Below are 26,402 nucleotides of genomic sequence, written 5' to 3' on the forward strand. Positions count from 1 at the left end.
GTTACTCGCCCGGACCGCGGTTCCAGTGCCAGGTGGCCGTGCGGACGTCCGACTCCGGTTCCCGACGCAAGCGGATCAGCAGGTGGCGATCGGCGAGCGTCTCCGCCAACCCCTCGCCCCACTCGACCACGACCACCGAGTCGGCCAACTCGGTGTCCAGGTCGAGAGCGTCGAGCTCGTCGGTCGCCGACGCTCCGGTGCCCAAGCCCAGGCGGTAGGCGTCGACGTGCACCAGACCCGGACCGGTGTCCGACCCCGGCCGGTGGGTGCGCGCGATCATGAACGTGGGCGAGCTCACCCGGCCGATGACGCCGAGACCGCGCGCGAGACCCTTCGTGAACGTCGTCTTGCCCGCGCCCAGCGGACCGTCGAGCACCACGACGTCCCCCGCGACGAGCTCGGCGGCCAGCCGTTCGCCGAGCTGCTCGGTGTCCTCGGCGGTCGCGAGCACGGCCGTCTCCTGCTCAGCCAACCGTGACCCTCCTCGGCGACGCGTCGATCCGGCCGCTGCGCACCCGCGCGACCAGCCGGTCGAGGGCGTCGTTCACCTCGTCCGGGAACTCCAGCTGCACCAGGTGGCCCGCGCGCCGGACCCGCACCATCTCCGCGTGCGGGAGCATCTCGGACAGCTCGCGGGACTTGTCGAACGGGATCACCCAGTCGTCGTCCCCGCACAGCACCAGCGTCGCCACGTCGGCGATCACCGGGAGCGCCGCCCGCTCGTCGTGCAGCTCGAGTGCCTTCAGGAAATTGACCATGGTGGTGACCGACGTGTCGTGGATCATCTGCTCCGCGAACGCATCCAGCGCCGGAGAGACGGTGGTGCCGAACGACGCCGCCCGCAGCACCGGCGCGATGACCGACCGCACCGCACCCCGACCGAACTGCACCACACCGGGCGCGGAACGCACCGCGAGGCGGAACGCGTCGACGGCCGGGTTCTGCAGATTCCGGCCGAGTCCGGTGGTCGCGATGCCCGCCGCCGTCGTCGACACGAGGGCCACGCCCACCACGCGGTCGGCCACGGCATCGGGGAAGAGACGGCAGGCGGCGAGGACCGACATCCCGCCCATGGAGTGACCCACCAGGATCACCGGGCCCGTCGGCGCCACCGCCCGGATCACGTCCGCGACGTCGGCGCCGAGCCGAGGTATGTCGCAGTCCTCCGGCGCGACGTCCCCGGACCGCCCGTGACCGCGCTGGTCGTAGAACACCATCCGGACGTCGTCGCCCCACCGCGCCGCGAGGTCACGACGCTGGAAGTACCAGCACTCCATCCGCAGGCAGTACCCGTGGACGAAGACGACCGTCAGCGGAGCCGTCGTCGGCCCCACTTCCCGCACCGCCAACGGGACGCCGTCGCTCGCCGCGACGATGCTGCCGCGATCAAACTCCACCGCCGCGAAGTCCTCGGGTCGCTCGACGTCCGGCACCGGATCCCCGACGCGGCGGCGGACCGCGGCGATCCCGGCGACGGCCGCCACCGCCGCGACGCTCGCCGCACCGCCCACGATGCCGACCAGACGTGGGCCGATCACGCGGCACCACCGCGGTACGTGCGCTCGACCCGCCCGCGCACGCCCGTGACCACCTCGTAGTTGATGGTGTCCAGCAGCTCGGCCCAGTCCTGCGCGGACGGCTCATCGTGATCGCCCGGGCCGAAGAAGTAGGCGTCGTCGCCGACCTCGACGTCACCGTCCGGACCGACGTCGATCACCACCTGATCCATCGACACCCGGCCCACCGCGGGGTGTCGGCGACCGCGCACCGCGACCTCGTATCGGCCGGTCAACCCCCGGACGACGCCGTCCGCGTACCCGAGGGGCACCAGGGCGACCACCGTGTCCCGCGGCGCGATCCACTGATGCCCGTACCCGACGCCGCCGCCCGCGGGGACGTTCTTGAGCAACACGACGGTCGCACGCAGCGTCATCACCGGGCGCAGGTCGAACGATCCGAGGTCGGGGGCGGGCGAGAGTCCGTAGACGGCGATTCCCGGACGCACCAGGTCGTAGGCGAGGTCGGGGCGCAGCAGCGTCGCCGCCGAATTGGCCAGATGCCGCACCCGCGGTGCGACGCCCGCCCGCGTCATGGCGTCGACAGCGGCGTCGAACCGTCGCTTCTGCAGGTCGGTCACCGGGTCCTCGGGATCGTCGGCCGCGACCAGGTGAGAGAACGCCCCGCGCACGTCGAGCACGCCCCGCTCGTGCGCGAGGAGGTCCAGAGCCTCGTCGACCACGTCGGGCGCCAGACCCCCGCGGTTCATGCCCGTGTCGAACTTGACGCTCACCGTCGCCCGGCGCCCGGCCGTGCGCGCCGCCTCGGCGACCGCGGCGATCTGACGCGGGGTCGACACCCCGATCTCCACGCCGGCCTCGATCGCCGCACGGAAATCCGCGCCCGGGGCGTGCAGCCAACACAGCACCGGAGCGTCCACTCCGGCCGCGCGCAGGGCCAGACCTTCCCGCACCGTGGCCACACCCAGCTCCGTCGCGCCCGCCTCCAGGGCCGCCCGCGCCACCGGAACCGCACCGTGGTTGTAGCCGTCCGCCTTCACCACGGCCATGACGCCCGCCGCTCCCGCCCGGGCGGCCAGCACCCGCACGTTGTGGGCCACGGAGTCGAGGTCGATCACCGCCTCGGCCTGGGGACGGGCCGTCGTGCCGGCCGTCGGGGTCGCGGTGCTCACCGCGGTGATTCTGCCATTCCCGCCTCGCCCGCTCGTGCCCGCAAGGTGCCCACCGCGTCACGTACGGCGCTCAGCAGGACCGACGCCGAGATCGGTGCCGGGGCCGACCGGGACGATCCGCCGGCCGCGAGAATCGCCGCGAGCGAATGCGCCCGGGCGGCGGCGGTGGCCGCCACCAGCGGGGACAGACCCGCGGCCAACAGCGCCCCGGCCATGCCGGCGAGGACGTCCCCCGATCCTGCCGTCGACGACCACGACGACCCCGCCTCGTCGACCATCACCCGGCCGTCGGGATGCGCGACGAGCGTCGCGCGACCCTTGAGGAGAACGGTCACGCCGCGGTCGGCGGCCAGCGCACGGACGGCCGCCACCCGATCCGGTCCGGGGTCCGAGCCCGTCAGACGCGCGAATTCACCCGCGTGCGGCGTGAGCAGGGTGGGTGCGCCGCGCCCGTCGAGCAACTCGGGGCGCGCGGCGAGAACCGTCAGTCCGTCCGCGTCGACGAGCACCGGCAGATCGGTGGCGAGGATGCCCGCGAGGCGCTCCGCGGCGTCGTCGTCCGTCCCGAAGCCCGGCCCCACCACCCACGCCTGGACGCGCCCCGCCTCGTCGACGGACCGGGCCGTCACCACCTCCGGGTAGTGGTGGAGCACCTCGGCTCCCCCGGTCCCGACGTAGCGCACCATTCCGGCCGTCGCCGCCACCGCCGCGCCGGTGCACAGCACGCCCGCGCCCGGATACTTCTCGCTGCCCGCCAGCACGCCCACGACGCCCTGGCTGTACTTGTCGTCGTGCGGGCCGGGCACCGGCCACACCGCGCCCACCTCCGCGTCGTCGGCGCAGGCGAGCTCGGTCGTCGCGTCCGGCAACCCGATGTCGACCACCACGACCCGGCCGCACCGCGGCGCCGCGAGCAGATGGACCGGCTTGCGCACTCCGAACGTCACCGTCACCGCCGCGGACACCGCCGGGCCGTCGACTGCCCCGGTGTCGACGTCGACCCCCGACGGCAGATCCACCGACACGATCGGCGCCGTCACCGCACGGACGTGCTCGGCCGCGGCCGGCCGCAACGCACCCCGTCCCGACAGACCGACGATGCCGTCGACCACCAGATCCACCGCGCCGAGCCGCGGAACCACCCGGCCTCCGGACGCCGCGAACGCCGCGAGGCCACCGCGATGGGTCCGGTCGGGAGCCAGCAGCACCGCGGTCACCGCCACCCCGCGTCGTCGCAGCATCGCCCCGGCGAACAGGGCGTCGCCGCCGTTGTCGCCCGAGCCCACCAGCAACCCCACCGCACGCCCCGCGACGGCGCCGCACCGCGTCCGTAACTCGGCCGCGACCACCCCCGCCAGGCCGAACGCGGCGCGTCTCATCACCGCGAACTCGGGTGCCGCCGTGACGACGGGACGTTCCAGCGACCGGGCCTCGTCGGCGGTGAACACGTACTCCATGACCCCACCGTAACGAGGTCTAGCGTGGAGACATGGCCCGCTCCGAGATGCCCCACCGTCGCCTCGCCCTCGTCGGAACCGTGGCGGCGCTGGCGATCTCGCTCACCGCCTGCACCGAGGACCCGCCACCCGCCGAACGACCCACGGGACCGAACGTCGTCACCGTCGCCGACATGGCCTACAGCCCCGCCACCGTCACCATCTCCCCCGGCGACACCGTCACCTGGTTCTTCGACGACGACCGCATGGCCCACAACGTCGTCGGCATCGACAACGCGTCGTCGCTGCTGCACAGCCCGATGATCGCGGCCGGGCAGTTCAGCCAGACCTTCGACGACCCCGGCACCTACAACTACTTCTGTACCGTCCACCCCAACATGACCGGGGTCGTCATCGTGCGCTAGCAGCGCTACTCGACCGTGCCCTCGGGTCGATCCGCGCCGCTACTCGACCGTGTTCTCGGGTCGATCCGCTCCGCTATTCGACCGTGTTCTCGGGTCGATCCGCTCCGCTACTCGACCGTCACCGACTTGGCGAGGTTCCGCGGCTTGTCCACGTCGTACCCCCGCGCCTGCGCGACCTCCGCCGCGAACACCTGCAGCGGGATCGTCGACAGCAGCGGCTGGAGCAGCGTCGGCGCGGCCGGGATCTCGATCAGGTGGTCGGCGTACGGCCGCACCGTCTCGTCGCCCTCCTCCGCGATGACCACCGTGCGCGCCCCCCGCGCCTGGATCTCGCGGATGTTGCTCAGCAACTTCGAGTGCAGCACCGCCCGCCCCTTCGGCGACGGCATCACCACGATCACCGGCAAGCCGTCCTCGATGAGCGCGATCGGCCCGTGCTTGAGCTCGCCCGCCGCGAAACCCTCGGCGTGCATGTACGCCAGTTCCTTCAGCTTGAGCGCACCCTCGAGCGCCACCGGGTACCCCACGTGCCGACCGAGGAACAGCACCGTCGGCGACGTCGCCAGCTCGCGCGCGAGCGCCCGGACCGGCTCCACCGTCTCGAGGACCGACGCGACGTGCGCGGGCATGGCCTCGAGATCGCGGTACTCGCGCGCCACCTCGTCGGGGTACTTGGTCCCGCGTGCCTGCGCCAGCGCCAGGCCCACCAGGTAGTTGGCGGTGACCTGCGCCAGGAACGCCTTGGTGGACGCGACACCGATCTCCGGCCCTGCCCGCGTGTAGAGCACGGCGTCGGCCTCGCGGGGAATCTGCGAGCCGTTGGTGTTGCACACCGCCAGCACGCGGGCCTTCTGCTCCTTGGCATGCCGCACCGCCTCGAGGGTGTCGGCCGTCTCGCCCGACTGCGAGATGGCCACCACCAGCGTCGACCGGTCCAGCACCGGGTCGCGGTACCGGAACTCGCTGGCCAGCTCGACCTCGACGGGCAGACGGGTCCAGTGCTCGATCGCGTACTTGGCCACCAGGCCCGAGTGGTACGCGCTGCCACAGGCCACCACGAAGACCTTGTCGACGTCGCGCAGTTCCTGGTCCGACAGTCGTTGCTCGTCGAGGGTGATCCGACCCTTGTCGAAGTGCCCGAGCAGCGTGTCCGCCACGGCCGCGGGCTGCTCCTGGATCTCCTTGAGCATGAAGTAGTCGTGACCGCCCTTCTCGGCGGCCGCGAGGTCCCAGTCGATGCGGAACGGGCGGCCCTGTGCCTCGGTCCCGTCGAAATGCATGATCGAGTACCCGTCGGCGGTGATCACCACCACCTGGTCCTGACCGAGCTCGACGGCGTCGCGGGTGTGCTCGATGAACGCAGCCACGTCGGAACCGACGAACATCTCGTCCTGCCCGACGCCCACCACCAGCGGCGTCGACCGGCGGGCGGCGACGATGGTGTCCGGGTGGTCGACGTGTGTGAAGACGAGGGTGAACGCCCCCTCGAGTCGACGCAGCACCGCCAGGGCGCTCTCGACGAAGTCCCCTGCCGTCGGGCCCTCCGCGTACGCCCGGGCCACCAGGTGGACGGCGACCTCGGTGTCGGTGTCGGACGCGAACTCGACGCCCTCCGCCTCCAACTCGGCGCGCAGCGGGGCGAAGTTCTCGATGATGCCGTTGTGCACCACGGCGACCGTGGCATCGGCGTTGCGATGCGGGTGGGCGTTGCGGTCGGTGGGACGACCGTGGGTGGCCCACCGGGTGTGCCCCATGCCGGCGGTGCCGACGAATGTATCGCGGCCCAGATCGTCCAGTTCGGCGTCGAGGTTGGACAACTTGCCGGCCTTGCGCTCGACGGCCATGCCGCCCGCGCCGTCCAGAACGGCCACACCGGCGGAGTCGTATCCCCGGTACTCCATCCGCCGCAGCGCCTCCACCACGATCGGCAGCGCAGGCCTGTGTCCGACGTACCCGACGATTCCGCACATGGGCGACAGCCTACGTCGGTACGGACCGCCCTCCGGCCACCCACCGCGAGTCCCTCCCCCGCACTCGACGGGCTCGGATACGGTTGACGACGTGCCGAAGACGCAGAAGTTGGTCACCGACCTCGCCAAAACCGGTCCGCATCGCGTGGTCCGGGGTGACCTGGCGCTGGCCGGCCTTCCCGGTGTGATCTACGCACCCAAGGAGGGCACCTCCCTCCCGGCCGTCGCGTTCGCTCACGGCTGGATGTCGTCGTCGAAGAACTACGACTCGACTCTGAAGCACCTGGCCTCGTGGGGCTTCGTCGTGGCCGCGCCGAACACCCAGCGCGGTCCGGTCCCGTCCCACGCCGCTCTGGCCCACGATCTGACCGTCGCGCTCGACATCTGCGCGGGCATCCGTCTGGGCACCGGGGACATTTCCGTGCACCCGGACAAGCTCGCCGTCGTCGGACACGCCATGGGCGCCGGCGCCGCGGTCCTCGCCGCGTCGCAGCGGTCCGACATCCGCGCGGTGGCCGCTCTCTATCCCGCCCCCACCAGTCCGCGCGTCCTCACCGACGGGATCGCCGACGCCGTGACCGCACCGGCCCTCGTGATCGGCGCGCCGACGGAACTGAACTCCCTCACCGCCGAACCGGTGGCTCTCGCGGGCGCCCTCGGCGGCCCCACCGTGCTACGGGTGATCGACAAGTCCGTCGGCGACGGCATCGTCGAGGGCCGCAAGCTCGCGAGCTTCTTCGGTGTCGGCAACGCACAACCGAAGACCCGTAAGACCGTTCGCGCCCTCCTCACCGGGTTCCTGCTGCACCGTCTCGCCCGGCACGAGGACTACGAGGCCTTCTCCGACCCCGAGGTCGAGTTCAAGGGCACGCGGGTCCTCGACCCGAACGAGCCGACCGCCGACGTGCCCGTCAAGGGCGGGGCTCTGCGTCAGCTCAGCCATCTCGCCGGTCGCTGAGGCGCCGGCACCTCCCGACGGGCGTCGTCTCCCGCCACGGGCGTGGCTCGGTCACGCACCGAGCGCATGATGGGCTCGATCGCCGTTCCGTGACCGCCCGCTGCCCCCGGGTCGTCCGAGCGCGCGTCCGCGTCGCGGGCGGCATCGCGCCGTAGCCGCTCCCGCAGGCGCGCGGTGGAGCGACGATGGTCGGCGACCACCTCGTCGATCAGCGCTGCGACGGTCCGGTCGTTCACAGCGGCCCTGCCTCGGCCAGCGCCGGTCGGGGGCCCGCGGCCGGGGCCGGCCCGACCGGCGGGTCCGGCTCCGATCGCGGGGCGGGCGGGGCCGGGGCCGGCACATCCGGAACGCACTCGGCCGGCGCCCCCGGCGATGGCGGTGCGTCGACGGGTGTGGGCTCGGGAGGTGCCGGGTCGACAGGCGGCGCCGGGTCGACGAGCGGTGCCGGGGCGACGGGCGATGCTCGGTCGACGGGTGGTTCCGCAGGGTCGACAGGCGGTGCCTGGGTGGGCTCCGAACCGGCAACGGGGCCTGCTCGGAACTCGATCGACCCGTCGGCGTGCACCTCGAGACGAGCCCGATGACCGGCCCACTCCGCCTCCACCCGACCGAGGTCCGACGCGGGCGTCGCGTCGATCGGACTCCGGGCCCCCGGCTCCGACCCGCACTCCGGCTCCGACACAGGCCGGACCTCTGCGGACTCGCAGGGCGTCTCGACCGCCCCCTCGTCGCTGGACAGCACCAGGGACACGGCCTCGGCCACGGCCGTCCGCACCACGTCGGCCAGGTGATCGTCGGACACGGCGTTCACCGACGCGGCCGGCACCGACACCGACGCGGGTGCGGCGGAGACGGCAGGCACGGTCGACACGACGGATCCTGCCGGCGCCACCGGCCCCGGCTGCTCCGGTGCCGCGACGGCCGGCGCCGAGGGCGATCCGGTCCCCGACGGGACCACACACTGCTCCGCCGCCGCCGGCGTGGTCGGCAGGGGCTCGGTCGGCAGGGGCTCGGTCGGTAGCGTCACGGAGTCGACCACCGTCGGATACGGGTCGGTGCAGAGATCGTCGAGCGCCGCGTCGACCACGTCGAAGATGCGCTCGATCGCGGCGTGGCTCTCCGAGCACAGGTCGTCGAAGCTCGTGGTGGCCTCGTCGACCGCGGGAAGGAACACCCCGTCGACCCAGTTGCGGCACGCCGTCACCACGGCGTCGACCACCTCGGGGCGTTCCCACAGTGCCACCGGACCCCGAGCGGCGGCGGCGCCCAGTTCGGGAACGAGCGCAGTGAGTCGGTCCACGGTGTCGACCGACCACGTCGACGGATCCTGCGTCGCCCCCACCACGGTCGCGTGCGCGTCGTCGAGGTCTCGGCCGGCGACGTCGCGGCGGTCGTGATCGGCGGCCGCGACCGCCTTGTCCTGCACGATGGCGCGAAGCCCCTCGGCCGCGCGGTCGAGCGTGCTCGCGGCCAGCTCGAGGTGGTCGACGTCGAGCGAGGCCCTGGTCGACTGCGCCGCGAGCACGTCACCGGCCGCGGTCGCTGCCGCACCGGTCCAGACCGTCGTCAACCCCGTGGCCGCCTCGGTGCGCGCGGCGAGTTCCGCGCGCAGGGTCGTCGCCACGTCGCGGCACCGAGCGGCGTCCGCACGCAGCACGTCGGTATCGAGTCCGCGTTGCGCGTCGTACCGCGCGCACAAGTCCAGGTAGGAGAGGCCGGTCCCGCCGGCCTCGTCCCGCCAGGGCACCACGCGGTCGAAGAAGCGCAAGCCGACCGCCCCCTCGTCGAGAATTGCCTCGAGCGGGCCGCTCACCGGTCGCCACCCGCCGCCCTCAGCGACGCCGCCCCCGAGGAGTCTGCCGCTTCGGCGGACGCCACCGCCGTCCCGACGGCGTCCGCCGCCGACCGCGTCACGCGGTTCCACGACGCGAGACCGTCCGCGAGTTCGCGCAGTCGGGCGTCGATTCGCACGGCGCGCGCGCCGTGGTCGCGCCCGGCGTGCGCCGCATCGAACGCCCGGTTCGACAGCCCGCTCAGCGCACTCTCGGCCCGGTCCGCCGACTCGGTCATCGCGCGCGCCGCCGCCCTCGCCGCTGCCGGATCCATAGTCGTCTCGTCGCCCATCCACGTCCCCCGTCGTCGCCGACACCCTCGTGCCCCACCCGACTTGGACGCGCCGAGGCACCTCGGCGGTTCCACGGCTCTGCGACCGCCCCCGCACCGTCGCGCTACCGAGCGGTAACGTCCGACGCACAGCGGGTGACCGACACCGGCAAGAGATGTCGAGGAGACTCATGCGAATCGGGATGCAACTCAACTACTCGGGAGGCTTCGAGGAGACCGTCGAGGAGGTCGGCGCGCTCGAACGGGCCGGGATGGACATCGCGTTCGTTCCCGAGGCGTACTCGTTCGACGCGGTCAGCCAGATCGGCTTCCTCGCCGCCAAGACCTCCACCATCGAGTTGGCGTCCGGCATCTTCCAGATCTACACCCGGACCCCGTCGCTGCTCGCCATGACAGCGGCCGGTCTGGACTACGTCTCGGGTGGGCGCTTCGTCATGGGTATCGGCGCGTCGGGACCGCAGGTCATCGAGGGCTTCCACGGCGTCAAGTACGACGCTCCGCTCGGGCGCACCCGCGAGATCGTCGACATCTGCCGTCAGGTGTGGCGCCGCGAGAAGGTGCAGTTCGACGGGAAGTACTACCAGATCCCGCTTCCGGCGGACAAGGGAACCGGCCTGGGCAAGCCGCTCAAGCTGATCAATCATCCCGTGCGCGAGTCGATTCCGATCGTCATCGCCTCGCTCGGGCCGAAGAACGTCGCGTTGACGGCCGAGATCGCCCAGGGCTGGGAGCCGATCTTCTTCCATCCGGAGAAGGCCGAATCGGTGTGGGGCGACTCGCTCGCCGAGGGCAAGGCCAAGCGCGATCCCGCGCTGGGAGAACTCGACGTCTACGCGAGCCCCACGGTGGCCATCGGTGACGACGCCGATCAGTTCCTCCCGTGGATCAAGCCGCAGCTCGCCCTCTACATCGGCGGCATGGGCGCCAAGGGCAAGAACTTCTACAACGACCTCGCCGTGCGCTACGGGTACGAGGCCGAGGCGGAGAAGATCCAGGACCTCTACCTCGCGGGCAAGAAGGAAGAGGCCACGGCGGCGGTGCCCGACGAGTTGGTGCGGTCCATCTCGCTGATCGGCACCGAGAGCTTCGTGAAGGAGCGGCTGGCCGCGTTCGAGGCCGCCGGCGCCACCACCTTGAACATCCACCCGATCGCCTCCGACAGCGCGGGACGGGTCAAGCAGGTCGAACTGCTCAAGTCGCTCATCGGCTGACGCGGGACAGGCGACGGCCCGCGGGCGTCGCCGTCGGTCGGCCGGCTGTCCTCGGGCAGGACCGTCAGCGACCGACGGCGGCGACCCGCTCGGCGATGCGGCCGGCGAGCCGCTCGGCCGTATCGGTGTCGGCCGCTTCGACCATCACGCGCACCAACTGCTCGGTGCCCGACGGACGCAGCAGCACCCGGCCCTCGTCACCGAGCTCGTGCTCGGCCGCGTCGACCGCCGCGGTGACCTCGGCGGCGGCGGTCGCGGCCTGCTTGTCCTCGACCCGCACGTTGATCAGGGTCTGCGGCAACGTCCGCATCACGGAGGCGAGCTCGCGCAGCGACCGCCCGGTGGTCGCCATGCGGCTCATCACCTGCAGGCCGGTCAGGACGCCGTCGCCCGTGCTGCCGAACGCCGGGATCACGATGTGGCCGGACTGCTCGCCGCCCAGACCGTAGTCGCCGGCGCGCAGCTCCTCGAGGACGTACCGGTCGCCCACGGCGGTGGTCCGTACGGTGATGCCGGCCTCGCGCATGGCGAGGTGCAGACCGAGGTTGCTCATGACCGTGGCGACCAGCGTGTTCTGCGGCAGGGTGCCGGCGTCCATCATGGCCAGGGCGAGGATCGCCATGATCGCGTCGCCGTCGACCACGTCGCCGTTCGCGTCGACCGCGAGGCACCGGTCGGCGTCACCGTCGTGGGCGAGGCCCAGATCGGCACCGTGCTCGAGCACGGCCCGCTGCAGGACGTCGAGGTGCGTGGATCCGCAGCCGTCGTTGATGTTCAGCCCCGTCGGCTCGGCGTTGATGGCGACGACGGTGGCGCCGGCGGCGCGGTAGGCGTCGGGCGCCGCGGAGGAGGCCGCGCCGTGCGCGCAGTCGACCACCACGGTGATGCCGTCGAGGGTGGTGGGGACGGTCTTGGCGAGGTGGTCCTCGTAGCGGGACAGCCCGTCGGGGGCGGAGCGCACGCGACCGATGTCGGCCCCGGTGGGCCCGGAGGGGGCGGCGTCGAGCAGGGCCTCGAGGCGGTCCTCCTGCTCGTCGGCCAGCTTGACTCCGCCGGCCGCGAAGAACTTGATGCCGTTGTCGGGCATGGCATTGTGCGACGCGCTGATCATGACGCCGAGGGCAGCGTCGTACGCGTCGGTGAGGTAGGCCAGCGCCGGGGTGGGCACGACGCCGACGGTGAGGACGTCCATGCCGGCGGACGACAGGCCCGCCACGATGGCGGCTTCGAGCATCTCCCCGCTTGCCCGAGGGTCGCGGCCGACGACGGCGACGGGCCGGGACGCGGACCCGTCCGGGGCCGTGCTTGCGTCCGAGGCACCCAGGACGGCGGCGCCCGCGCGGCCGAGGCGAAGAGCGAGATCCGCGGTGACGTCCGCGTTGGCGAGGCCTCGAACCCCGTCGGTTCCGAACAGTCGGCCCATGGCGGTTACCTCTTTCGAGCGGTGGTACGGGTGACGCGAGTGGCGTACGAGCGGGTCCGACACGACGCAGGCGCCCGCAGCCGTCCCGTGAGGGACCGGCCGGAGCGCCTGCGTCGGGTGAAGTGCCGAGGAATCAGCGCTTCGAGTACTGCGATGCCTTGCGGGCCTTCTTCAGGCCGTACTTCTTGCGCTCGACCGCACGCGGGTCGCGCGTGAGGAAGCCGGCCTTCTTCAGCGCCGGGCGATCGTCCGGGGTGGCCTCGATGAGGGCACGGGCGATCGCGAGACGCAGGGCGCCGGCCTGGCCGGAGGGGCCACCGCCGTGCAGGAGACCGGTCACGTCGAAGCTCTCGGCGCGCTCGACCAGCACGAACGGGCTCTTGATGAGCTGCTGGTGCACCTTGTTCGGGAAGTAGTCCTCGAGGGTGCGGCCGTTCAGCGTGAACTGCCCGGTGCCCGGGGTCAGACGCACGCGGACGACGGCTTCCTTACGACGGCCGACGGTGGTGACGGGGCGGTCGATGTAGACGGCCGGACGGGCCGCTGCCTCGATGTCGGAGACGACCTCGGGATCCTCGACGGAGACGAACTCGTCGGCGATCTCGACGTTCTCCTCGGGGGCGAACTCGGCGGTCTCGGTCACGACGTTCTCGTCGACCGACTGCTCGGGGGTCTGCTCGGGGGAGGTCACTGGGCCACCTGCTTGATCTCGAACGGAACGGGCTGCTGAGCCGCGTGGGGATGGTCGGGGCCGGCGTACACCTTGAGCTTGCTGGCGATGGCCGTACCCAGCTTGTTCTTCGGGATCATGCCCTTGACGGCCTTCTCCACGACGCGGTCCGGGTTCTTGTCCATGACCTCACCGATGCTGCGCGCGCGCAGACCACCCGGGTGGCCGGAGTGGTGGTAGTGGAACTTGTCCGTCCGCTTGTTGCCGGAGATGGCAACCTTGTCGGCGTTGATGATGACAACGAAGTCACCGCCGTCGACATTCGGGGCGTAGGTGGGCTTGTGCTTGCCGCGCAGCAAGTTTGCTGCCTGGACGGCAAGGCGGCCGAGAACGACGTCGGTGGCGTCGATCACGTGCCAGGTCCGGGTGGTATCCCCGGCCTTGGGCGCATACGTGGACACGAATGACTTCCTTGTCTCATCGTCGATGTGCTGGCCGACGTCCGATCGGTGGTTCTCGGCGGCCAGTGGAGACCCGAGAGACCGGCAGACACGCATCGAGGTGACTGCATGTATCGAACGCCAACGGAGTACCTTACCGGCCCGCCGGATCGCAGGTCAAAACGCCGTCAGCGGCGAAGGGCATTGCACTCGATGCATCGACGGGCCGCGGGAAGCGCGTCCAGCCGAGCGTCCGCGATCTCGCGTCCGCATTTCTCGCACGTCCCGTAGGTGCCGGCGTCGACACGCCCCTCCGCTTCGTCGAGGTCCCGCAGGTCCTGCCGTGCGTCCCGCAGCATCGACGCCACGGCGGCGCGTTCGAATGCGATGGTGGACCCCTCCGGATCGTGCTCGTCGTCGTCGGTGGTCCAGCGTGAGCCCTCGACGATGGCTCGGTGCTGATCCTCGAGGGATGCGACGCGCGCCGTCGCCTCGGCGCGGGCGTCCGCGAGCCGGGTCCGGGCCACGGCGAGATCGACGGTCATGCAGGCGAGTGTGCCCGCACCGACCGACACGATGGCGTTCGTGACCGGCCCCGCCCCCCGACACGACCGTTCCCGCCGTCCGGCCCGAGATCACCCACCCGGGGCGACCGGGTTCCGAACGGCGGGAACGGTGAGCGACAGCTAGACGAACATTCCCCGATTGGCCGCCTCACGTGCCTGCATGTCGGCGTTCCCGCGGCTCACGGCCGTCCCGACCTGCTCGAGCACCTGATTCAGTTCGAGCGCGGCAGCATCCCACTGCCGCTGCTTGTCCTGGTAGGACTCCGACGCGGCGCCCTCCCAGTCGGCGACGAGCGGGGAGATGATCTGCCGCAGCTCGTCGAGCTTGGCATTGAGCGCGGCCTGCTTCGCATCGATCTGCGCACTGACCTGGTCGATCGCTCCGAACACGTACCTCATGTCGATTCCTTTCTCGATGGTGAACGGGACGCGTCAGAGGTTCAGCGACCCGGCGACGCTGACCGCCCGCGTGTTGTCGTCCTCGGCCGCGGCGTACGCGGTGCCGGACGCCTTGATGGAATCGCCGATGGCTCCCAGGGCGACCTGCAGCTTGTTGGCGCTGGTGTCCCAGCTGTTCATCACGCTCTGGAACGCGACCGCGGCCGCGCCCTCCCAGCTGCCCCCGACGCTCGCAACGTCGCCGCGCAGCTGGTCGAGCAGCGCCTTGACCTCCAGCGTGAGCTGATCGACCTTGCCTGCCGTGACCTGCATGGTCTCGACGGTGGTCCTCATCTGTGACATGTACTCCCCCTCGATGGCGTGGGTTCCGCGGTGTCGCACCCCCCTGCATCTGTATGGACGCCGCCCGCCGCCGAACGGTTCCCTCGGCCCGGCAACGATCCCGGTGGACCTCGAGACACGGAGTCACTGGACCGACAGGCCGGCCAGCAGTGCGTCGCACACCGGGGTGAGCACCGAATGGGTGCCCGGTCCGCCCTGACAGCCGACACTGATCTGCTCGCCGCGCGCGGCGAAGACGGTCCATCCGGCAGTCGTTCCGTCCGGCGCCGATTCGAGGTATTCGAGCTGCTGACGGCCGTGGCCTTCGGTCCGGTGCAAACCGTGGACCTGCCGGGAACCCTTGGACACAGCGTCGAGCTCCGCCTCGATCTCGTCGAGACCGAGGCCGGCGTCGATCTCGCGGACGACGAGAAGGATGCGCATCGGTGCGCCGTCGTCGGGGCGCAGTTCGACCCGGTCTGGACCGGGCTGCAGGTGCCAGCCTGCCGGGATGGACACGCCAAGTGCCCCCACGCGGAACGGCGTGCCCGTCGGTGCCGGCGGCTCGATCGACCGCCGCGGGTCGCTGGTCGGGGCCGGCTCGCTCGTCGGGGTCACCCGGTTCTCGACCGGCGCGGGTGCGGCGGTCCGGGCCGGTGATACGACGCGCTCGACGGCGGACGGCGTGCCCACCGGCCACAGCACCACCAGCGCGCACGCGGCGGCGGCCGCGGCGAGCAGAGCGGCCACCCCGGCCCCGATCCGCAGCGCAGGACGGTGACGGTTCGCCGGTCTCGCGGCCGCGACCCGGTCCGAGAGCCAGGCACCCCGGCGCGGTGTGGCGGCGTCGAGATCGTCGTCCCAGCCGATCGGAGCGTCGCTCCGCGGTCCGCCTGTCCCCGCGGCCGCGCCTCCCGCCGGGTCCGTGGGACGCTCCCCGGCTCGGGGATCGATCACGTGCATGCTCCGGGCGGCGACCGCGAGGGATCCGTCCTCGACCTCGATCACGGGCACCGCCACGAGTTCCGCCACCGAGTCCGTGGACAGCACATCCGCGGGGCCGTGCACGACGGCCCGACAGATCGGCAGCGTCGCAGTGACCTCCTGCCACGCTGCGGTGAGGGCGGCGTCGACAGCCACGTCGTCGACGACGGTCGACGGCACCAGCAGGCGACAATCCGTGAGCACCGGACCGGCCGTGGACGTTGGCTCGGCAACGACCGTCGACAGCGTCACCCGGGCGGGCGTCCTGTCGAGAACGGCTGTGCGACAACCACCATCGTGAGCACAGGGGGACGCCGCGGTCGCCGCGACCACCGCGCCGACGGCACTGTCGACCAACCGCATCTCACGCGCGTGGGGGCGGCCGGCCACCGAGAGCACCCCGCAGCGCACCGGCCCCCAGTGCGGTGGATGCACGAACACCAGGGTGTCCGACACCGAGCCCGCCGACCCTCCGACGCGGCACGCCCGCTCGATCAACGCGCTCAGTGCTTCCGACGCCGGAACGTCGTGGCCGTCCAGCGGTACCGAATCGTCCACCCTGCCGAGCACGTCGACCGTGGGCGCGTCCTCGTCGGCGACGACGACGCCCGCGTAGCGCGTCAGACCCGTCGACATCGATCGGACCGCGGTGCCGTCGGCCCACCACACCGCAGCCACGCCGACGGCCAGGCCGATCACGAGTCCTCCGAGAACACCGTCTGGACGACCCTGGACGACGAGCGGTCGACGAGAGTTCCGCGACCCGGCGGCTGGTCTGACGGGCGCACCGTGCCGAGCAGCACACCCTCGTCGCGGTTGCCGCTCATGATCAGGCCCGGGCTCGCCAGGTCGCGTAGTCGCGCCAGCACCGGCTCGTAGAGCGCCCGCGCCGCGCCGCCGGCCCGACGGGCGATCACCAGGTGGAGCCCGACGTCGCGGGCTACCGAGAGCAGGTCGAGCAGTTCCGCCAGCGGATTGCCGGTGGGCGTGACCACGAGGTCGTAGTCGTCCACCACCACGACGACGTCGGGTCCCGTCCACCAGGACCGCGCCGCGAGTTGTTCCTTCGTGGTGTCGGGTCCGGGCCGCCGGGCGCGGAGGTGCCGCGCGAGTTCGACCACCATCGGGCCGGCCTCCTCGGCCGACGACGCCCGTCCGGCGAGCCGGTCGTCCGGGACGACGTCGAGAAGTGTTCGGCGATAGTCGATCACGAGGACGCGCAGAGATGCGGCGTCGTTCGCCTCGACCAGACCCGCGCACAACGCGCGGAGAACAGCAGTCTTCCCGCACCGCCCGTCCCCGAGGACGAGGAAGTGCGGGTTCTCCGCGAGATCGAGGTGCACCGGGGCCAGGTCGTCCTCGTCGACGCCGATCGGTATGCGCCCGTGGAAGCCGGCCCCCACGGTCGATGGCGGCCACGTGCGTTTCGACCCTCCCCCGAACGCTCCCGCGAGGAATTCGGCGCGAGACAGTCGGTGCGGCAGCAACCGCACCGCGGGCGCGGCGGGGACGTGGGCCCACCGAGCCTGCACCCCGGCGACCGCATCGCCCACCGCACCGGTCAGGCCGGCGACCGTCTCCCTGCCGTCGGTCCGGGGAAGGGCGATCAACAGGTGCAGACCGGTCGAGGTCACACCGCGCCCGGGCCGGGCCGGCACCTTCGACGCCTGCGCCCGACCGATGTCGGAGTCCAGCGGGTCGACCAGCCGGAGCTCCACCCGCGTTCCGATCGCGTCCTTGACCGCGGGCCTGATGTCCGCCCACCGCCCGGCCGTGAGGAGGAGATGCACTCCGTAGGACAGGCCGGTCGTCGCGACGCGGGTGAGCGCGGCCTCGAGGGACTCGAAATCGGATCGCACCGTCGACCACCCGTCGATCACGAGGATCACGTCGGCGGTGTCGACGTCGGGCCGCGCAGGCCGAGAAGCCCGCAGTTCCGCCATGGACGCGATACCCAGCCGACGGAACAACTCTTCGCGGCGCCGGACGACCGCTGCGGTGTCGGCGACGATCCGCCGCACCACCTCGTCCTCGGTCCGACCTGCGACCGCGGCCACGTGCGGTAACCCCCGCAGCAGGGATACCGTGCCGCCGCCGAAGTCGAGCGCGACGATCCGGCATTCGCCCGGTGCATAGCGGCGGGCGAGAGCGAGGAGGACGGTAGCCGCAGCGGTGGACTTGCCCGAGTGGGGTCCACCGACCACGGCCACGTGACCGGCCGCGCCGGTCAAGTCGACCCGCAGCGGATCGCGACGTTGGTCGAACGGCCGATCGACGACGCCGATCGTCGCCGACAGCGAGCCGACTGCGGTGTCCGGCGTCGCGTCCGCGAGGGTGTCGAGCGCGACCGGCCGGTCCAACGGGGGCAGCCACACCCGATGGGCCGGGCGGCCACGACCGCGAACACGATCGACGACGGCAGCGAGAAGCGTCGGCGCCGGACCCGCGGTGGGGGTGTCGGCCGCGGGGCGAACCACCTCGTGGTCGAGACTCGGGGTCGACGCTCGCGGCACCGACCGGTCCGTCGCGGAGAACAGTCGCACCGGCGGGTGTGCACGAGCAGACGACGCTGCAGCCGGTGCGCCGGTGGTCCGTTCGACGGGGCCGGACACGAACGACGCGGTGAAGCGCACCGGATCACCCGCGTCGTTCTTGAGGAACCCGGCGCCGGGACCGCCGGTCAGGTGATACGCGTCGGGGACGCCCAGAACCGATCGGGATTCTCCGGGCGAGAAGGTCTTGAGACCGATGCGGTACGACAGGTGGGAGTCGAGGCCACGGAGACGCCCTTCGTCGAGTCGTTGACTCGCCAACAGCAGATGAATGTGGAGCGATCGACCCAGTCGGCCGATCGCGACGAAGAGGTCCGCGAATTCCGGGAACCGGCTGAGCAGTTCGGAGAATTCGTCGACCACGACGAACAACGCCGGCAGCGGATCCAGCGCCGCACCTCGTGCCCGTGCTGCCGCGTAGTCGGTGACGTTCGCGAAGTTTCCCGCGGATCGAAGCAGTTCCTGACGGCGGTTCATCTCTCCGGCCAGCGCGTCGCGCATGCGCTCGACCATGTGCGCTTCCTCGGCGAGGTTGGTGATCACCGCCGCAACCTGCGGCGCCTCCTCCAGCCCGAGAAACGTTGCGCCGCCCTTGAAGTCGACCAGGACCAGGTTGAGAACGTCCGGGGAATGCGTGGCGATCAAGCCGAGCACGAGCGTGCGCAGCAGTTCCGATTTGCCGGAGCCGGTGGCACCGATGCACAGACCGTGCGGACCCATTCCGCCTTCGGCAGCCTCCTTGAGGTCCAACTCGACCACGCCGTCGTCCTGGTCGAGACCGAACGGCACCCGCAGCCGCGCGCTCCCGGCACGACCGCGCCAGGCGAGGTCCGGATCGAGAAGCTCCGGACGCGTCATGCCGGGAAGGTCCGCCCAGGCACCCGAGGGCCGACGCGTCGAGTCGGCGGCGGTGGCCGACTCGATCCGGTAGCGAGCGATCGCGCGGGCCAGACAGGTCGCCGTCGCCACGTCCAGGGAGTCGGCACGGCCGAACATCTCGACGCCGACGCTGCTGCGCGCACCGAGACGATCCCCGTCCAGCATGAGTTCGAGTGTGCGAGTGGACTCCTCGTCGGCGAGTGCGCCCGGGCCGGTGTCGGCGGTTCCCGCGACCGACGCGAGCACGGTCACACCGCGTCGGCCGAGCACGCCCCGCACGACGTCGGGATCGTCGCCCCACCCGTCCGCGACGAGCAGGATCCGGACCGTGGCCGGAACGCGGGACAGCGCATCGACGGCCTCAGTCGCGGAGTCGAAGCGGAGCGTCTCCCGGGTCGCCCCGCCGATCGACGTCCGGTGGTGCGGAAGCCACTTGATCCAGTCCCACGCGGCGTCCTCGACCGGTGCGACGACGACCACGAGCAGATCGTCGGGCCCGTGAAAGGCCACCGTCTGCGCGACGATCGCGCGCATGACCGCCCGGCCCCGCTCCGACGACGGGACCGTCACCGCCGAGAAGGCCGACAGCGACACCGCGGTGGGCAGCAGCGGAACGATGGCACGCGCACGCACGAGCTCCCGCAGCATGGACGCGCACGCGGGATCGACGTCCTCCGCCGGTCCGGTCTCCGGCGGAACGAGCCGGGTCACGAGCCGTTGGTCGCCCAGGCCCACCCGAGCATGGAGGAAGTCCGGGTCGGCGGCACGCCGCTCCCACATGCGGGCGGATCCGGCCAGCGCGACCAGGGACGCCGGCTCGGGGTGCGCATGGTCGAGAGCGTCTCGTTGCGCCGCGGCGGTGCGCTCGATCTCTGCGCGGATGCGATCGAGATAGACGGCGTAGTCACGACGCGACTCGGCCAACTCGGCCACGCGCGACGACCCGCCTCGTCCTCCACTCGCGAACATCGCGAGCATCGACACGGCCATCATGATCGGGAAGAGCAGCGCCGTGGGATTGGCGGCCGCACCGGACGTCACCATGAAGACGACCGTGCCGACCATCGCGACCACCATCACCACCGGGATCAACCTGGTCACCGGACTCGCCGGAGTCACCCGCGGGACGTCGGGCGGCGCTTCCAGAACGACGTCGCCGGTCGGCACCGACGGCGCCGTCACCCGCGACGGCGGCCGAGCGAACCCCACCCGGGCGCCGTCGGTCGGCGGCGAACCACCCGGTCGTTCCACGTCGAGCGACATGCATTCCCCCCTCGTGATCCGTCGCCCCGTCGACGAATCGGCACGACACTAACCCGACCGTCCGACACGGGCTCGGTGATCGTCGCGGACCCGGGGATCGTTCGACGGCCCCGAACCGACCACTCGGACCGTGTCCGAGCCGTGTCCTATAGTGCTGTCGGGTTCCGTCGGGCGGCGTTCGGCCGCACGGGGACACGAGACCGTTCGGGGGGACAGGTCGATGAGTGGGCAACACGGCACGGGAACGATCGCGCGGGGGTCGACCGCGCCTGCTACCGACAGGGCGGTGGGGTCCGACGGCGCGGTCGGGGCCGGTACCGCGACAGTCGACATGCAGGATTCCGTGAGGGCGACGGTGGTGGGACTCGGCGTCGAAGCGGACGTGAGCATGCCCGCAGGTCTGGCGGTGGCCGCGGTGATCCCCGCGGTGCTGGACATCGTGCGCCCGCCCGGATCCGCACCGGACGAGGGCCCGTCGCGACGTGCGGTGGGCGCCCCCACGGCCCACGAGTTGTGGACCCTGTCGGGTCGGCGTCTGGACCGGTCGTCGTCGTTGACGGACAACGGTATTCGAGACGGGGACGTGCTCGTGCTGCGCCGGGCCGACACGATCTCCGCTCCGGTGGTGGACGATCTCGCAGTCGCGGTCTCGGAGCCTCTCCGCGCGGATCGGGCGCCGCGGCCCGCCGCAGTGACGGGACCGATCGGGGCCGTACTGGCGGCCGCGGCGGCAAGTGTGGTGGCCGTCGGCGACGGTGTCGCCCTGATCGCGCTGGGAGTCGCGATCGCCGTTCTCACCACGATCGCCGCCCACGTCTGCGCCACGATGTCCAGGGACCCGGGCCTGATCTGTTGTGCCCGGGGGTCGGCGTGTCTGCTCGCCTTCGGCGCGGGAGCCGCCGCCGTCCCCGGTCGCGATCTCGGTGCCGACGCCGTCCTGGGCTTCGCGGCGGTGGTCACCGTGTGCGTCCTGACCGCCGTGGCCGCGGGTCCGGTGGGACGGGCGACCTTCACGACGGTCACCACCGTGGCCGTGATCGGGACGATCGTCGGTGCCGTCGTCGCGTTCACGACGTTCCCTGCGGCGTCCGTGGCGGCCCTGACCGCGCTGCTGTGCACCGTCGCGGTCACCCGCGCCCCACGCCTCGCGGCGACCAGGGCCGGCATCCGCATCCCACCGGTTCCGCTCGGCGACGCCGCGGGGGGACCAGTCGGCGGATCGGGGCGCGTCGTGCACCGACACACCCCCGCCACCCGAGCCGCGGCCACCGCGACCGTCGACACCGACATCGACCTCGTCGCCGCCCGCGCCGCCGCAGCACGCGCCTACCTCACCGGGTATGTCACCGCGCTGTCCCTGGCGGCCACCACCGCGGCGGTGATCACGGCGACAGCAGACCTCGGCCGCGACATCGACGCGGCCCGAACCACTTTCGCCGCCCTCGTCGGCGCGGTGTTCTGTGCGCAGAGCCGCGGACACGGCGACCGCACCCGTGCCGCAGTCACGGCCGTGTGCGGCGCCTGCGTCGCGCCGGCGGTGTGCGTGGTCGGCGTGATCCTGCGTCCGGAGCTCGCCCTCGTGTGGCTCGGCGCGACAGCGCCCGTCGCCGCGACTCTCGTGCTCTGGGGGCTGGTCGCGCCCCGACGACGTTTCTCACCGCCAGTACGACGAGCGGCGGATTGGGCCGAGTACGCCGCGACGGGAGCGCTGGTGCCCCTGACGGTCTCGATCGTCGGGGCCCTGTCTGCGGTGCGCGGCCTGTGACGACCCGTTGTCGACAACGGGCCGTCCTGGCGGCCGCCCTGGTGACCGTGCTGACCGCCGCCCCGACGGCGGCGGCAACGCCCCCCGTCGATCCGCGGGCGCTGCCGACCGCGGACCCGATCGGCCCCGATGAGCCGACCGAGCAGCGAACTGCGTGTGCGACGGTTGCGGAGGCGGTGTTTCCCACGGTTCCGCCGCCCGCCCAGCGTGACCTCCGGTTCGCGGACGTGTGGCACCTGACCCGCGGCGCGGGCCAGCTCGTGGCCGTCATCGACACCGGAGTCGCGCGTCATCCGTCGTTGCCCGGTCTGCGCGCCGGTGGCGATTACGTCGATGCCACCGGTGACGGCACACAGGACTGCGACGCGCACGGCACCGTCGTGGCCGGCCTGATCGCGGCGCGCGACGACGCGTCGTCCGGATTCGCGGGCGGGGCGCCGGACGCCCGAGTGCTCTCCATTCGTCAATCGAGCTCCGCCTTCGCCGCCGTGCGCTCGGAACCCGACGCCGAGGACGGATCGACGTCCAGCGGTTACGGCAACGTGGACACGATGGCCCGCGCCGTGGTGGCCGCCGCCGACGCCGGTGCCACGGTCGTGAACATCTCCGAAGTCGCCTGTGCGCGTGCAGGATCACCGCTGGGCGACTCGGCCTTGGGCGCCGCCGTGCGGTACGCCGCCGTGGAGAAGGACGTCGTCGTGGTCGCGGCGGCGGGCAACCTCGACGGCCGCCGGTGTCGCGACCGGAACGACGTGGTCCGCGGCCCACGGGCGGACGACGCTCCGGTGCGCACCGTCGCCTCGCCTGCCTGGTTCGACGACTACGTGCTCACCGTCGCGTCGGTGGACCCGGACGGTCGTCCGTCCGCCTTCACCCTGGGTGGCCCCTGGGTGGATGTCGCGGCCCCCGGCACCGGCATCGTCTCGCTCTCCCCCACCGGACGTGGGTCGGCCACCGGCACGATCGACGCCGACGGGCGGGTCCTGCCGTTCGACGGCACCAGTTTCGCGGCACCGTTCGCCTCCGCGACGGCCGCCCTCGTGCGGTCGCGGTTCCCATCGCTCACCGCGTCGGAGGTGATCGACCGCATCGTCCGCACGGCACATGCACCGGCCGGCGGAGTCGACACCGCCGTCGGGTACGGCACGCTCGACCCGGTCGCGGCGGTGACGTCCACCGCGACGGACGTGACACGCCAGGCCGCGTCCCGGCCGCTCCCCGCCGTCTCGGTGGATCCACCGCCCGACCGTCGAGCGGCTGTCCTCGCCGTGTCCGCGGCCGGAGCCTGCGCCCTCCTCGTCGCCCTCGTCTCCGCACTGCGCGCCCTCCGGCGTCAGCGGCCAACGGACGCCCTCCGGCGTCAGCGGCCCGGCGACGCCGCCTCGAGCGGAGGTCCGTCGTGAGTGCGTCGAGCCGCATCCCCGTCGAGTGTGGGACCCGCCGGGAGCCGCGCGATCATGGACCACGGCACGGGTACGGGTTCGCCGAGGCCCAGCGCCGTGGCGTCCTCGTCCGTCGGCACGCCGTATCGAACCCCGGTGTCCGACACGTAGAACCGGCCGTCGCGCCTGGTTTCCGCGACCAGGGGGTCGGTGGCGATCACGAAGACGCCGGCCCCGGCGTCGAGCTCGACCCGATCGACGGCATCTCCGCCGCCGTCGGCTCCCGGCTGCACCACCGCGTCGGGGCGACCCGCCGGTACGTCGTCCCCCGTGGTCACGACGACCGGACCGGCCGCGGGCGACGACCATGCGGCGCACACGTTCCCGACGGCAGCAAGTTGCGGCGGAGTCTCGGGGAAGGCCGACACGTCCAACGGGCGCTCCGTTCGCGGTGCCCGCGCGATGACGTCCGGAGCGATGGCGTCGAGTCCGACGCGTCCCGCGGAATCCGAGAAGCGCAGGACCTGCGCCACCGCCGGGCCGACCGCCTGGATCCCGTCGGCGAGCGCCACGTAGTGCCGGCTGCGATCACCGAGATCGACCGTGACCACCGAGCCGACGCGTCGGTCGCCCAACGCATACGCCACCGGAGTGCCGACGCCGTCGATACGGGGAACCTCGAGCGGCCGCGACTCGGGCACGGAATCCAGCAGCGCTGCGGACACGCGCACGGGCAGCGCATCGTCGAGTCCGAGCGCGCGCATCAGCACGGTGTCCGCCGGGTCGAGGCGGGACCGGACGCCGTCGTGCAGGAGGTAGGTGATCCCGTCGCGTTGCCAGAGCACCGCCCCGCCGGACTGCCGGGGACCGGGCGTGTTCGGATCGGTCGGATCGGACGTCACCCCGACCGTGGTCGCTCCTGCCTCGCTCGACGTCGCGCCGCGGTCGCACACGGACCACACGGTGGCATCGGTGCGCACCGCGATGGAATGCGGGGCGTCGACGATGCCGACAGCCGCACCGCGCGGGCGCTCGGCGATGCGCTCGGTGGGGACCCCGACGGGGTCGTCGGGCCGACCGACGATCAGGCGCGCGGAGGCGAGCCCCGTCGTGGGATGCAGCACTCCGTCGAGCACGACGTAGAGCGCCCCCGTGTCGTCGTCCCGCACGATGTCGGCGTCGCCGATGGTGGGCGCAGGACGGAGGAAGGCGAGGATCCCGCATCCCGCGAGCACGAGCACCGCGATCACCGCTCCCACGGCCGTGGCGCGCGACGACGCGCGCATCGGATCGTGACGCATCGTCGAATCACCTTGCACGAGAGCGACATCGACTCGTCGTGTCGCAAATCGGTGCGCCCCGACCTGCCACTTCGTGACCGGCTCTCGTCCCATCGTTCCCCCACCTCACCGGCCCCCCGGCCGCCCGCGGACGCCCCCCGAGGCCGTCCGTGTTGAGGGCACAGTACATCGGCTCACCGGCCGCCGACGACGCCGCCGGGGCGGCCGATGCTCGACCGACCGACCACGCGCGGGTGACGACGGCGACTGCGGTGGGCACCCTCGTCGGCCTCGGCTCGGCCTCGATCGGCGCACCGACCTGGGCTGCGTTCACCGTCGGCGCGGCGGTCACCGCCGCAGTCCTGGTCGTCCTGGCCACGATGATGCCTCCGTGGTCGCGGGCGCGGACCACGACCACGCTGTCCCTGAACGTCGGCGGGCGGCCGACGGCCGTCGTCTGGGACGGCGGGACGGCGTCCGTGACGGTGGATCTGGCACCCACCCGCGCCGAAGGGTGGACCGTCCTGGACGGCGACACCGCCGAGCCGGACCTCGCGGTCCCCGTGTCCGCGTTCCTGTCTCGCACCATCGACGGGGACGAGGCCCCCGTCGACCTCGTGCTCGACACCGTCACCCGTCGCCCCGACCCCACGACCCGGCCCGGCGCGACGTACCTCCCGATCACGAGCGCTGCCGGCGCCGTCGCCGGGCGAACGACGCGTTTGACCCTGGTCCTCGACGTGGCGCACGCGGCACCGGCCATCGCCCGTCGTGGGGGCGGGTCGCCCGGCCTCGCGGCCGTACTGGGTCTACACCTTGGCCGACTCGAGCAGGTGGCGGCGGAGCACCACGTCGGATTCCGACCGCTCGACGTCGACGACCTCGATCACCTCGGTGTCGCGTCCGTGCCGTTGCGGTGGTGGACCGCGCCGATACGGCGCCGCACGGAGCGCACTGCGACCACCGCCGTCGCGCAGGCCGAGGCCGCGTCGTGGTGGCTCACCTCCGCGGGGTCGTCACCACGCGGTTGTCTGCTCGTCGGCTCCGACGACGAGGCTCGCAGCCTGCCCGGCACACCCCGAGCCCGAGTGCCCGCGCGCGGAGTCGGTCCCGCACACGGGCGACGCCCCGCGCGACTGCGCCCGCTGCACCCGGACGCGCTGGACACCGTCACCGTTCCCGTGGCCGGCTGCGGACAACTGATCGGGGTGCAGGACGACGGGCGCGGCGTGACCGTTCGTCTGTGGGGTCCGGGAGTGCGCCGTGTCGCCGTCGCGGTCGACACGTTCGTGCTGTTCCAACTCGTGTGGCGCGCCGTGGCCACGGGCGCAAGCGTCGTCGTACTCACCGACCGCCCCGCGGTGTGGAGGTCCGTGATCGCCGCCGCCGGCGACACGACTCGGTTGTCGGTCCGAGCGCCACACCAGGCGCCGGACCCGGGAACGGACCTGCTGGTGCGCGATCACGCGGGCGCCGACGGACCGGACGACCGCACCTGCGTCCTCACCACGACCGGCGACGACGACGTCGCGGACATCGCCCTGGTACAGGAGGGAGGATCCGACCGCGTCCGATGCCGCGTCGGCACCCGCACGACGACGCTGCGCCTGGTGTCCACGGCCGCGGAAACCGAGGTGATCGGCCGCGCGGCCTGGTGACCGCGCG

Annotated in this window: 23 protein-coding genes; 6 read left to right on the forward strand and 17 right to left on the reverse strand. The window is 72.3% G+C overall.

The genetic code is table 11. From position 1 onward, the window contains the following. Position 1: 1 nt before the first annotated feature. From tsaE to A3Q40_RS11025, 4 genes are read right to left on the reverse strand one after another with little or no spacing between them, the layout of a single operon-like run. On the reverse strand, positions 2-472 hold the full coding sequence (gene tsaE / locus A3Q40_RS11010; RefSeq protein ID WP_068102211.1) for a tRNA (adenosine(37)-N6)-threonylcarbamoyltransferase complex ATPase subunit type 1 TsaE: 471 nt from the start codon (positions 470-472) through the stop codon (positions 2-4). Further along, on the reverse strand, positions 465-1,538 hold the full coding sequence (locus A3Q40_RS11015; protein WP_371828475.1) for an alpha/beta fold hydrolase: 1,074 nt from the start codon (positions 1,536-1,538) through the stop codon (positions 465-467). The genes tsaE and A3Q40_RS11015 overlap by 8 nt, the downstream gene beginning before the upstream one ends. Beyond that, positions 1,535-2,689, reverse strand: a complete 1,155-nt coding sequence (gene alr, locus A3Q40_RS11020; protein WP_068102215.1) for an alanine racemase — start codon at positions 2,687-2,689, stop codon at positions 1,535-1,537. Before alr ends, A3Q40_RS11015 begins: the two co-directional genes overlap by 4 nt. After that, positions 2,686-4,146: an NAD(P)H-hydrate dehydratase gene (locus tag A3Q40_RS11025; RefSeq protein ID WP_068102217.1), complete on the reverse strand. Its 1,461-nt coding sequence runs from the start codon at positions 4,144-4,146 to the stop codon at positions 2,686-2,688. The genes alr and A3Q40_RS11025 overlap by 4 nt, the downstream gene beginning before the upstream one ends. Positions 4,147-4,178: 32 nt before the next feature. Here A3Q40_RS11025 and A3Q40_RS11030 point away from each other — a divergent pair, with 32 nt between their 5' ends. Further along, positions 4,179-4,550 (forward strand): cupredoxin domain-containing protein, encoded by a 372-nt coding sequence (locus A3Q40_RS11030; RefSeq protein WP_235606272.1) that lies wholly within the window; start codon positions 4,179-4,181, stop codon positions 4,548-4,550. 107 nt (positions 4,551-4,657) lie between these two features. Here the strand turns inward: A3Q40_RS11030 and glmS are convergent, their stop codons facing one another. Next, the gene (gene glmS, locus A3Q40_RS11035) at positions 4,658-6,520 is read right to left on the reverse strand and encodes a glutamine--fructose-6-phosphate transaminase (isomerizing) (RefSeq protein ID WP_068102219.1); all 1,863 of its coding nucleotides are present in this window, start codon (positions 6,518-6,520) and stop codon (positions 4,658-4,660) included. A gap of 91 nt (positions 6,521-6,611) precedes the next feature. On the opposite strand from glmS, the gene A3Q40_RS11040 reads away from it, so the two are divergent. Next, entirely contained in the window at positions 6,612-7,478 is an 867-nt protein-coding gene (locus A3Q40_RS11040) for a dienelactone hydrolase family protein (RefSeq protein WP_068102220.1), read from the forward strand. On the opposite strand, the gene A3Q40_RS11045 is transcribed toward A3Q40_RS11040, so the two are convergent. From A3Q40_RS11045 to A3Q40_RS11055, 3 genes are read right to left on the reverse strand one after another with little or no spacing between them, the layout of a single operon-like run. Then, on the reverse strand, positions 7,451-7,714 hold the full coding sequence (locus A3Q40_RS11045) for a hypothetical protein (RefSeq protein WP_068102222.1): 264 nt from the start codon (positions 7,712-7,714) through the stop codon (positions 7,451-7,453). The genes A3Q40_RS11040 and A3Q40_RS11045 overlap by 28 nt on opposite strands. Then, positions 7,711-9,291, reverse strand: a complete 1,581-nt coding sequence (locus A3Q40_RS11050) for a hypothetical protein (RefSeq protein ID WP_068102224.1) — start codon at positions 9,289-9,291, stop codon at positions 7,711-7,713. The genes A3Q40_RS11045 and A3Q40_RS11050 overlap by 4 nt, the downstream gene beginning before the upstream one ends. Further along, positions 9,288-9,584 (reverse strand): hypothetical protein, encoded by a 297-nt coding sequence (locus A3Q40_RS11055; RefSeq protein ID WP_068102227.1) that lies wholly within the window; start codon positions 9,582-9,584, stop codon positions 9,288-9,290. Before A3Q40_RS11055 ends, A3Q40_RS11050 begins: the two co-directional genes overlap by 4 nt. Positions 9,585-9,772: 188 nt before the next feature. Here A3Q40_RS11055 and A3Q40_RS11060 point away from each other — a divergent pair, with 188 nt between their 5' ends. Next, positions 9,773-10,813 (forward strand): LLM class F420-dependent oxidoreductase, encoded by a 1,041-nt coding sequence (locus tag A3Q40_RS11060; RefSeq protein ID WP_068102229.1) that lies wholly within the window; start codon positions 9,773-9,775, stop codon positions 10,811-10,813. A 64-nt stretch (positions 10,814-10,877) separates the two neighbouring features. Here A3Q40_RS11060 and glmM read toward each other — a convergent pair whose 3' ends face one another. The 8 genes from glmM to eccCa all read right to left on the reverse strand — a co-directional run bounded on the left by glmM (position 10,878) and on the right by eccCa (position 20,310). Next, positions 10,878-12,236 carry a phosphoglucosamine mutase gene (gene glmM / locus A3Q40_RS11065; RefSeq protein ID WP_068102231.1) on the reverse strand — a complete coding sequence of 453 codons (1,359 nt, stop codon included), beginning with the start codon at positions 12,234-12,236 and terminating at the stop codon, positions 10,878-10,880. 133 nt (positions 12,237-12,369) lie between these two features. Then, positions 12,370-12,879 carry a 30S ribosomal protein S9 gene (gene rpsI, locus A3Q40_RS11070; RefSeq protein WP_139203828.1) on the reverse strand — a complete coding sequence of 170 codons (510 nt, stop codon included), beginning with the start codon at positions 12,877-12,879 and terminating at the stop codon, positions 12,370-12,372. Positions 12,880-12,923: 44 nt separating this feature from the next. Continuing rightward, positions 12,924-13,367: a 50S ribosomal protein L13 gene (rplM, locus tag A3Q40_RS11075; RefSeq protein ID WP_068105976.1), complete on the reverse strand. Its 444-nt coding sequence runs from the start codon at positions 13,365-13,367 to the stop codon at positions 12,924-12,926. A gap of 167 nt (positions 13,368-13,534) precedes the next feature. Further along, positions 13,535-13,891, reverse strand: coding sequence for a TraR/DksA family transcriptional regulator (locus A3Q40_RS11080; protein ID WP_068105981.1), 357 nt, complete (start codon positions 13,889-13,891; stop codon positions 13,535-13,537). Positions 13,892-14,032: 141 nt separating this feature from the next. Then, positions 14,033-14,311, reverse strand: coding sequence for a WXG100 family type VII secretion target (locus A3Q40_RS11085; RefSeq protein ID WP_068102233.1), 279 nt, complete (start codon positions 14,309-14,311; stop codon positions 14,033-14,035). A 33-nt stretch (positions 14,312-14,344) separates the two neighbouring features. Continuing rightward, complete coding sequence (locus A3Q40_RS11090; RefSeq protein WP_235606273.1) at positions 14,345-14,644, reverse strand: WXG100 family type VII secretion target; 300 nt, start codon at positions 14,642-14,644, stop codon at positions 14,345-14,347. A gap of 132 nt (positions 14,645-14,776) precedes the next feature. Next, entirely contained in the window at positions 14,777-16,315 is a 1,539-nt protein-coding gene (locus A3Q40_RS11095) for a type VII secretion-associated protein (RefSeq protein ID WP_068102235.1), read from the reverse strand. After that, the gene (eccCa, locus tag A3Q40_RS11100) at positions 16,312-20,310 is read right to left on the reverse strand and encodes a type VII secretion protein EccCa (RefSeq protein WP_068102237.1); all 3,999 of its coding nucleotides are present in this window, start codon (positions 20,308-20,310) and stop codon (positions 16,312-16,314) included. Before eccCa ends, A3Q40_RS11095 begins: the two co-directional genes overlap by 4 nt. Before the next feature lie 331 nt (positions 20,311-20,641). On the opposite strand from eccCa, the gene eccD reads away from it, so the two are divergent. Together eccD and mycP are read left to right on the forward strand one after the other, a co-directional pair. Beyond that, a complete protein-coding gene (gene eccD / locus A3Q40_RS11105; RefSeq protein WP_157889561.1) occupies positions 20,642-22,075 on the forward strand; it encodes a type VII secretion integral membrane protein EccD in 1,434 nt (477 codons plus the stop codon). Continuing rightward, the gene (mycP, locus tag A3Q40_RS11110; RefSeq protein WP_157889562.1) at positions 22,072-23,478 is read left to right on the forward strand and encodes a type VII secretion-associated serine protease mycosin; all 1,407 of its coding nucleotides are present in this window, start codon (positions 22,072-22,074) and stop codon (positions 23,476-23,478) included. The genes eccD and mycP overlap by 4 nt, the downstream gene beginning before the upstream one ends. Here the strand turns inward: mycP and eccB are convergent. After that, positions 23,436-24,851 (reverse strand): type VII secretion protein EccB, encoded by a 1,416-nt coding sequence (gene eccB / locus A3Q40_RS11115; RefSeq protein WP_069972937.1) that lies wholly within the window; start codon positions 24,849-24,851, stop codon positions 23,436-23,438. The genes mycP and eccB overlap by 43 nt on opposite strands. 56 nt (positions 24,852-24,907) lie before the next feature. Between eccB and A3Q40_RS11120 the strand changes: the two genes are divergently transcribed. Continuing rightward, a complete protein-coding gene (locus tag A3Q40_RS11120) occupies positions 24,908-26,395 on the forward strand; it encodes a type VII secretion protein EccE (RefSeq protein WP_068102242.1) in 1,488 nt (495 codons plus the stop codon). Positions 26,396-26,402: the final 7 nt, after the last annotated feature.

It is taken from the genome of Rhodococcus sp. PBTS 1, from assembly GCF_001620025.1.
Taxonomy (GTDB): Bacteria; Actinomycetota; Actinomycetes; order Mycobacteriales; family Mycobacteriaceae; genus Rhodococcoides; species Rhodococcoides kroppenstedtii.

What these genes read in the sequence shown, in the direction of transcription:
- glmM (WP_068102231.1), bottom strand. Translation starts at nt 12,236, where the DNA reads ATGGGCCGACTGTTCGGAACCGACGGGGTTCGAGGCCTCGCCAACGCG.
- eccD (WP_157889561.1), top strand. Translation starts at nt 20,642, where the DNA reads ATGCAGGATTCCGTGAGGGCGACGGTGGTGGGACTCGGCGTCGAAGCG.
- A3Q40_RS11085 (WP_068102233.1), bottom strand. Translation starts at nt 14,311, where the DNA reads ATGAGGTACGTGTTCGGAGCGATCGACCAGGTCAGTGCGCAGATCGAT.
- eccCa (WP_068102237.1), bottom strand. Translation starts at nt 20,310, where the DNA reads ATGTCGCTCGACGTGGAACGACCGGGTGGTTCGCCGCCGACCGACGGC.
- A3Q40_RS11080 (WP_068105981.1), bottom strand. Translation starts at nt 13,891, where the DNA reads ATGACCGTCGATCTCGCCGTGGCCCGGACCCGGCTCGCGGACGCCCGC.
- A3Q40_RS11030 (WP_235606272.1), top strand. Translation starts at nt 4,179, where the DNA reads ATGGCCCGCTCCGAGATGCCCCACCGTCGCCTCGCCCTCGTCGGAACC.
- glmS (WP_068102219.1), bottom strand. Translation starts at nt 6,520, where the DNA reads ATGTGCGGAATCGTCGGGTACGTCGGACACAGGCCTGCGCTGCCGATC.
- A3Q40_RS11090 (WP_235606273.1), bottom strand. Translation starts at nt 14,644, where the DNA reads ATGAGGACCACCGTCGAGACCATGCAGGTCACGGCAGGCAAGGTCGAT.
- eccB (WP_069972937.1), bottom strand. Translation starts at nt 24,851, where the DNA reads ATGGGACGAGAGCCGGTCACGAAGTGGCAGGTCGGGGCGCACCGATTT.
- A3Q40_RS11025 (WP_068102217.1), bottom strand. Translation starts at nt 4,146, where the DNA reads ATGGAGTACGTGTTCACCGCCGACGAGGCCCGGTCGCTGGAACGTCCC.
- A3Q40_RS11055 (WP_068102227.1), bottom strand. Translation starts at nt 9,584, where the DNA reads ATGGATCCGGCAGCGGCGAGGGCGGCGGCGCGCGCGATGACCGAGTCG.
- A3Q40_RS11060 (WP_068102229.1), top strand. Translation starts at nt 9,773, where the DNA reads ATGCGAATCGGGATGCAACTCAACTACTCGGGAGGCTTCGAGGAGACC.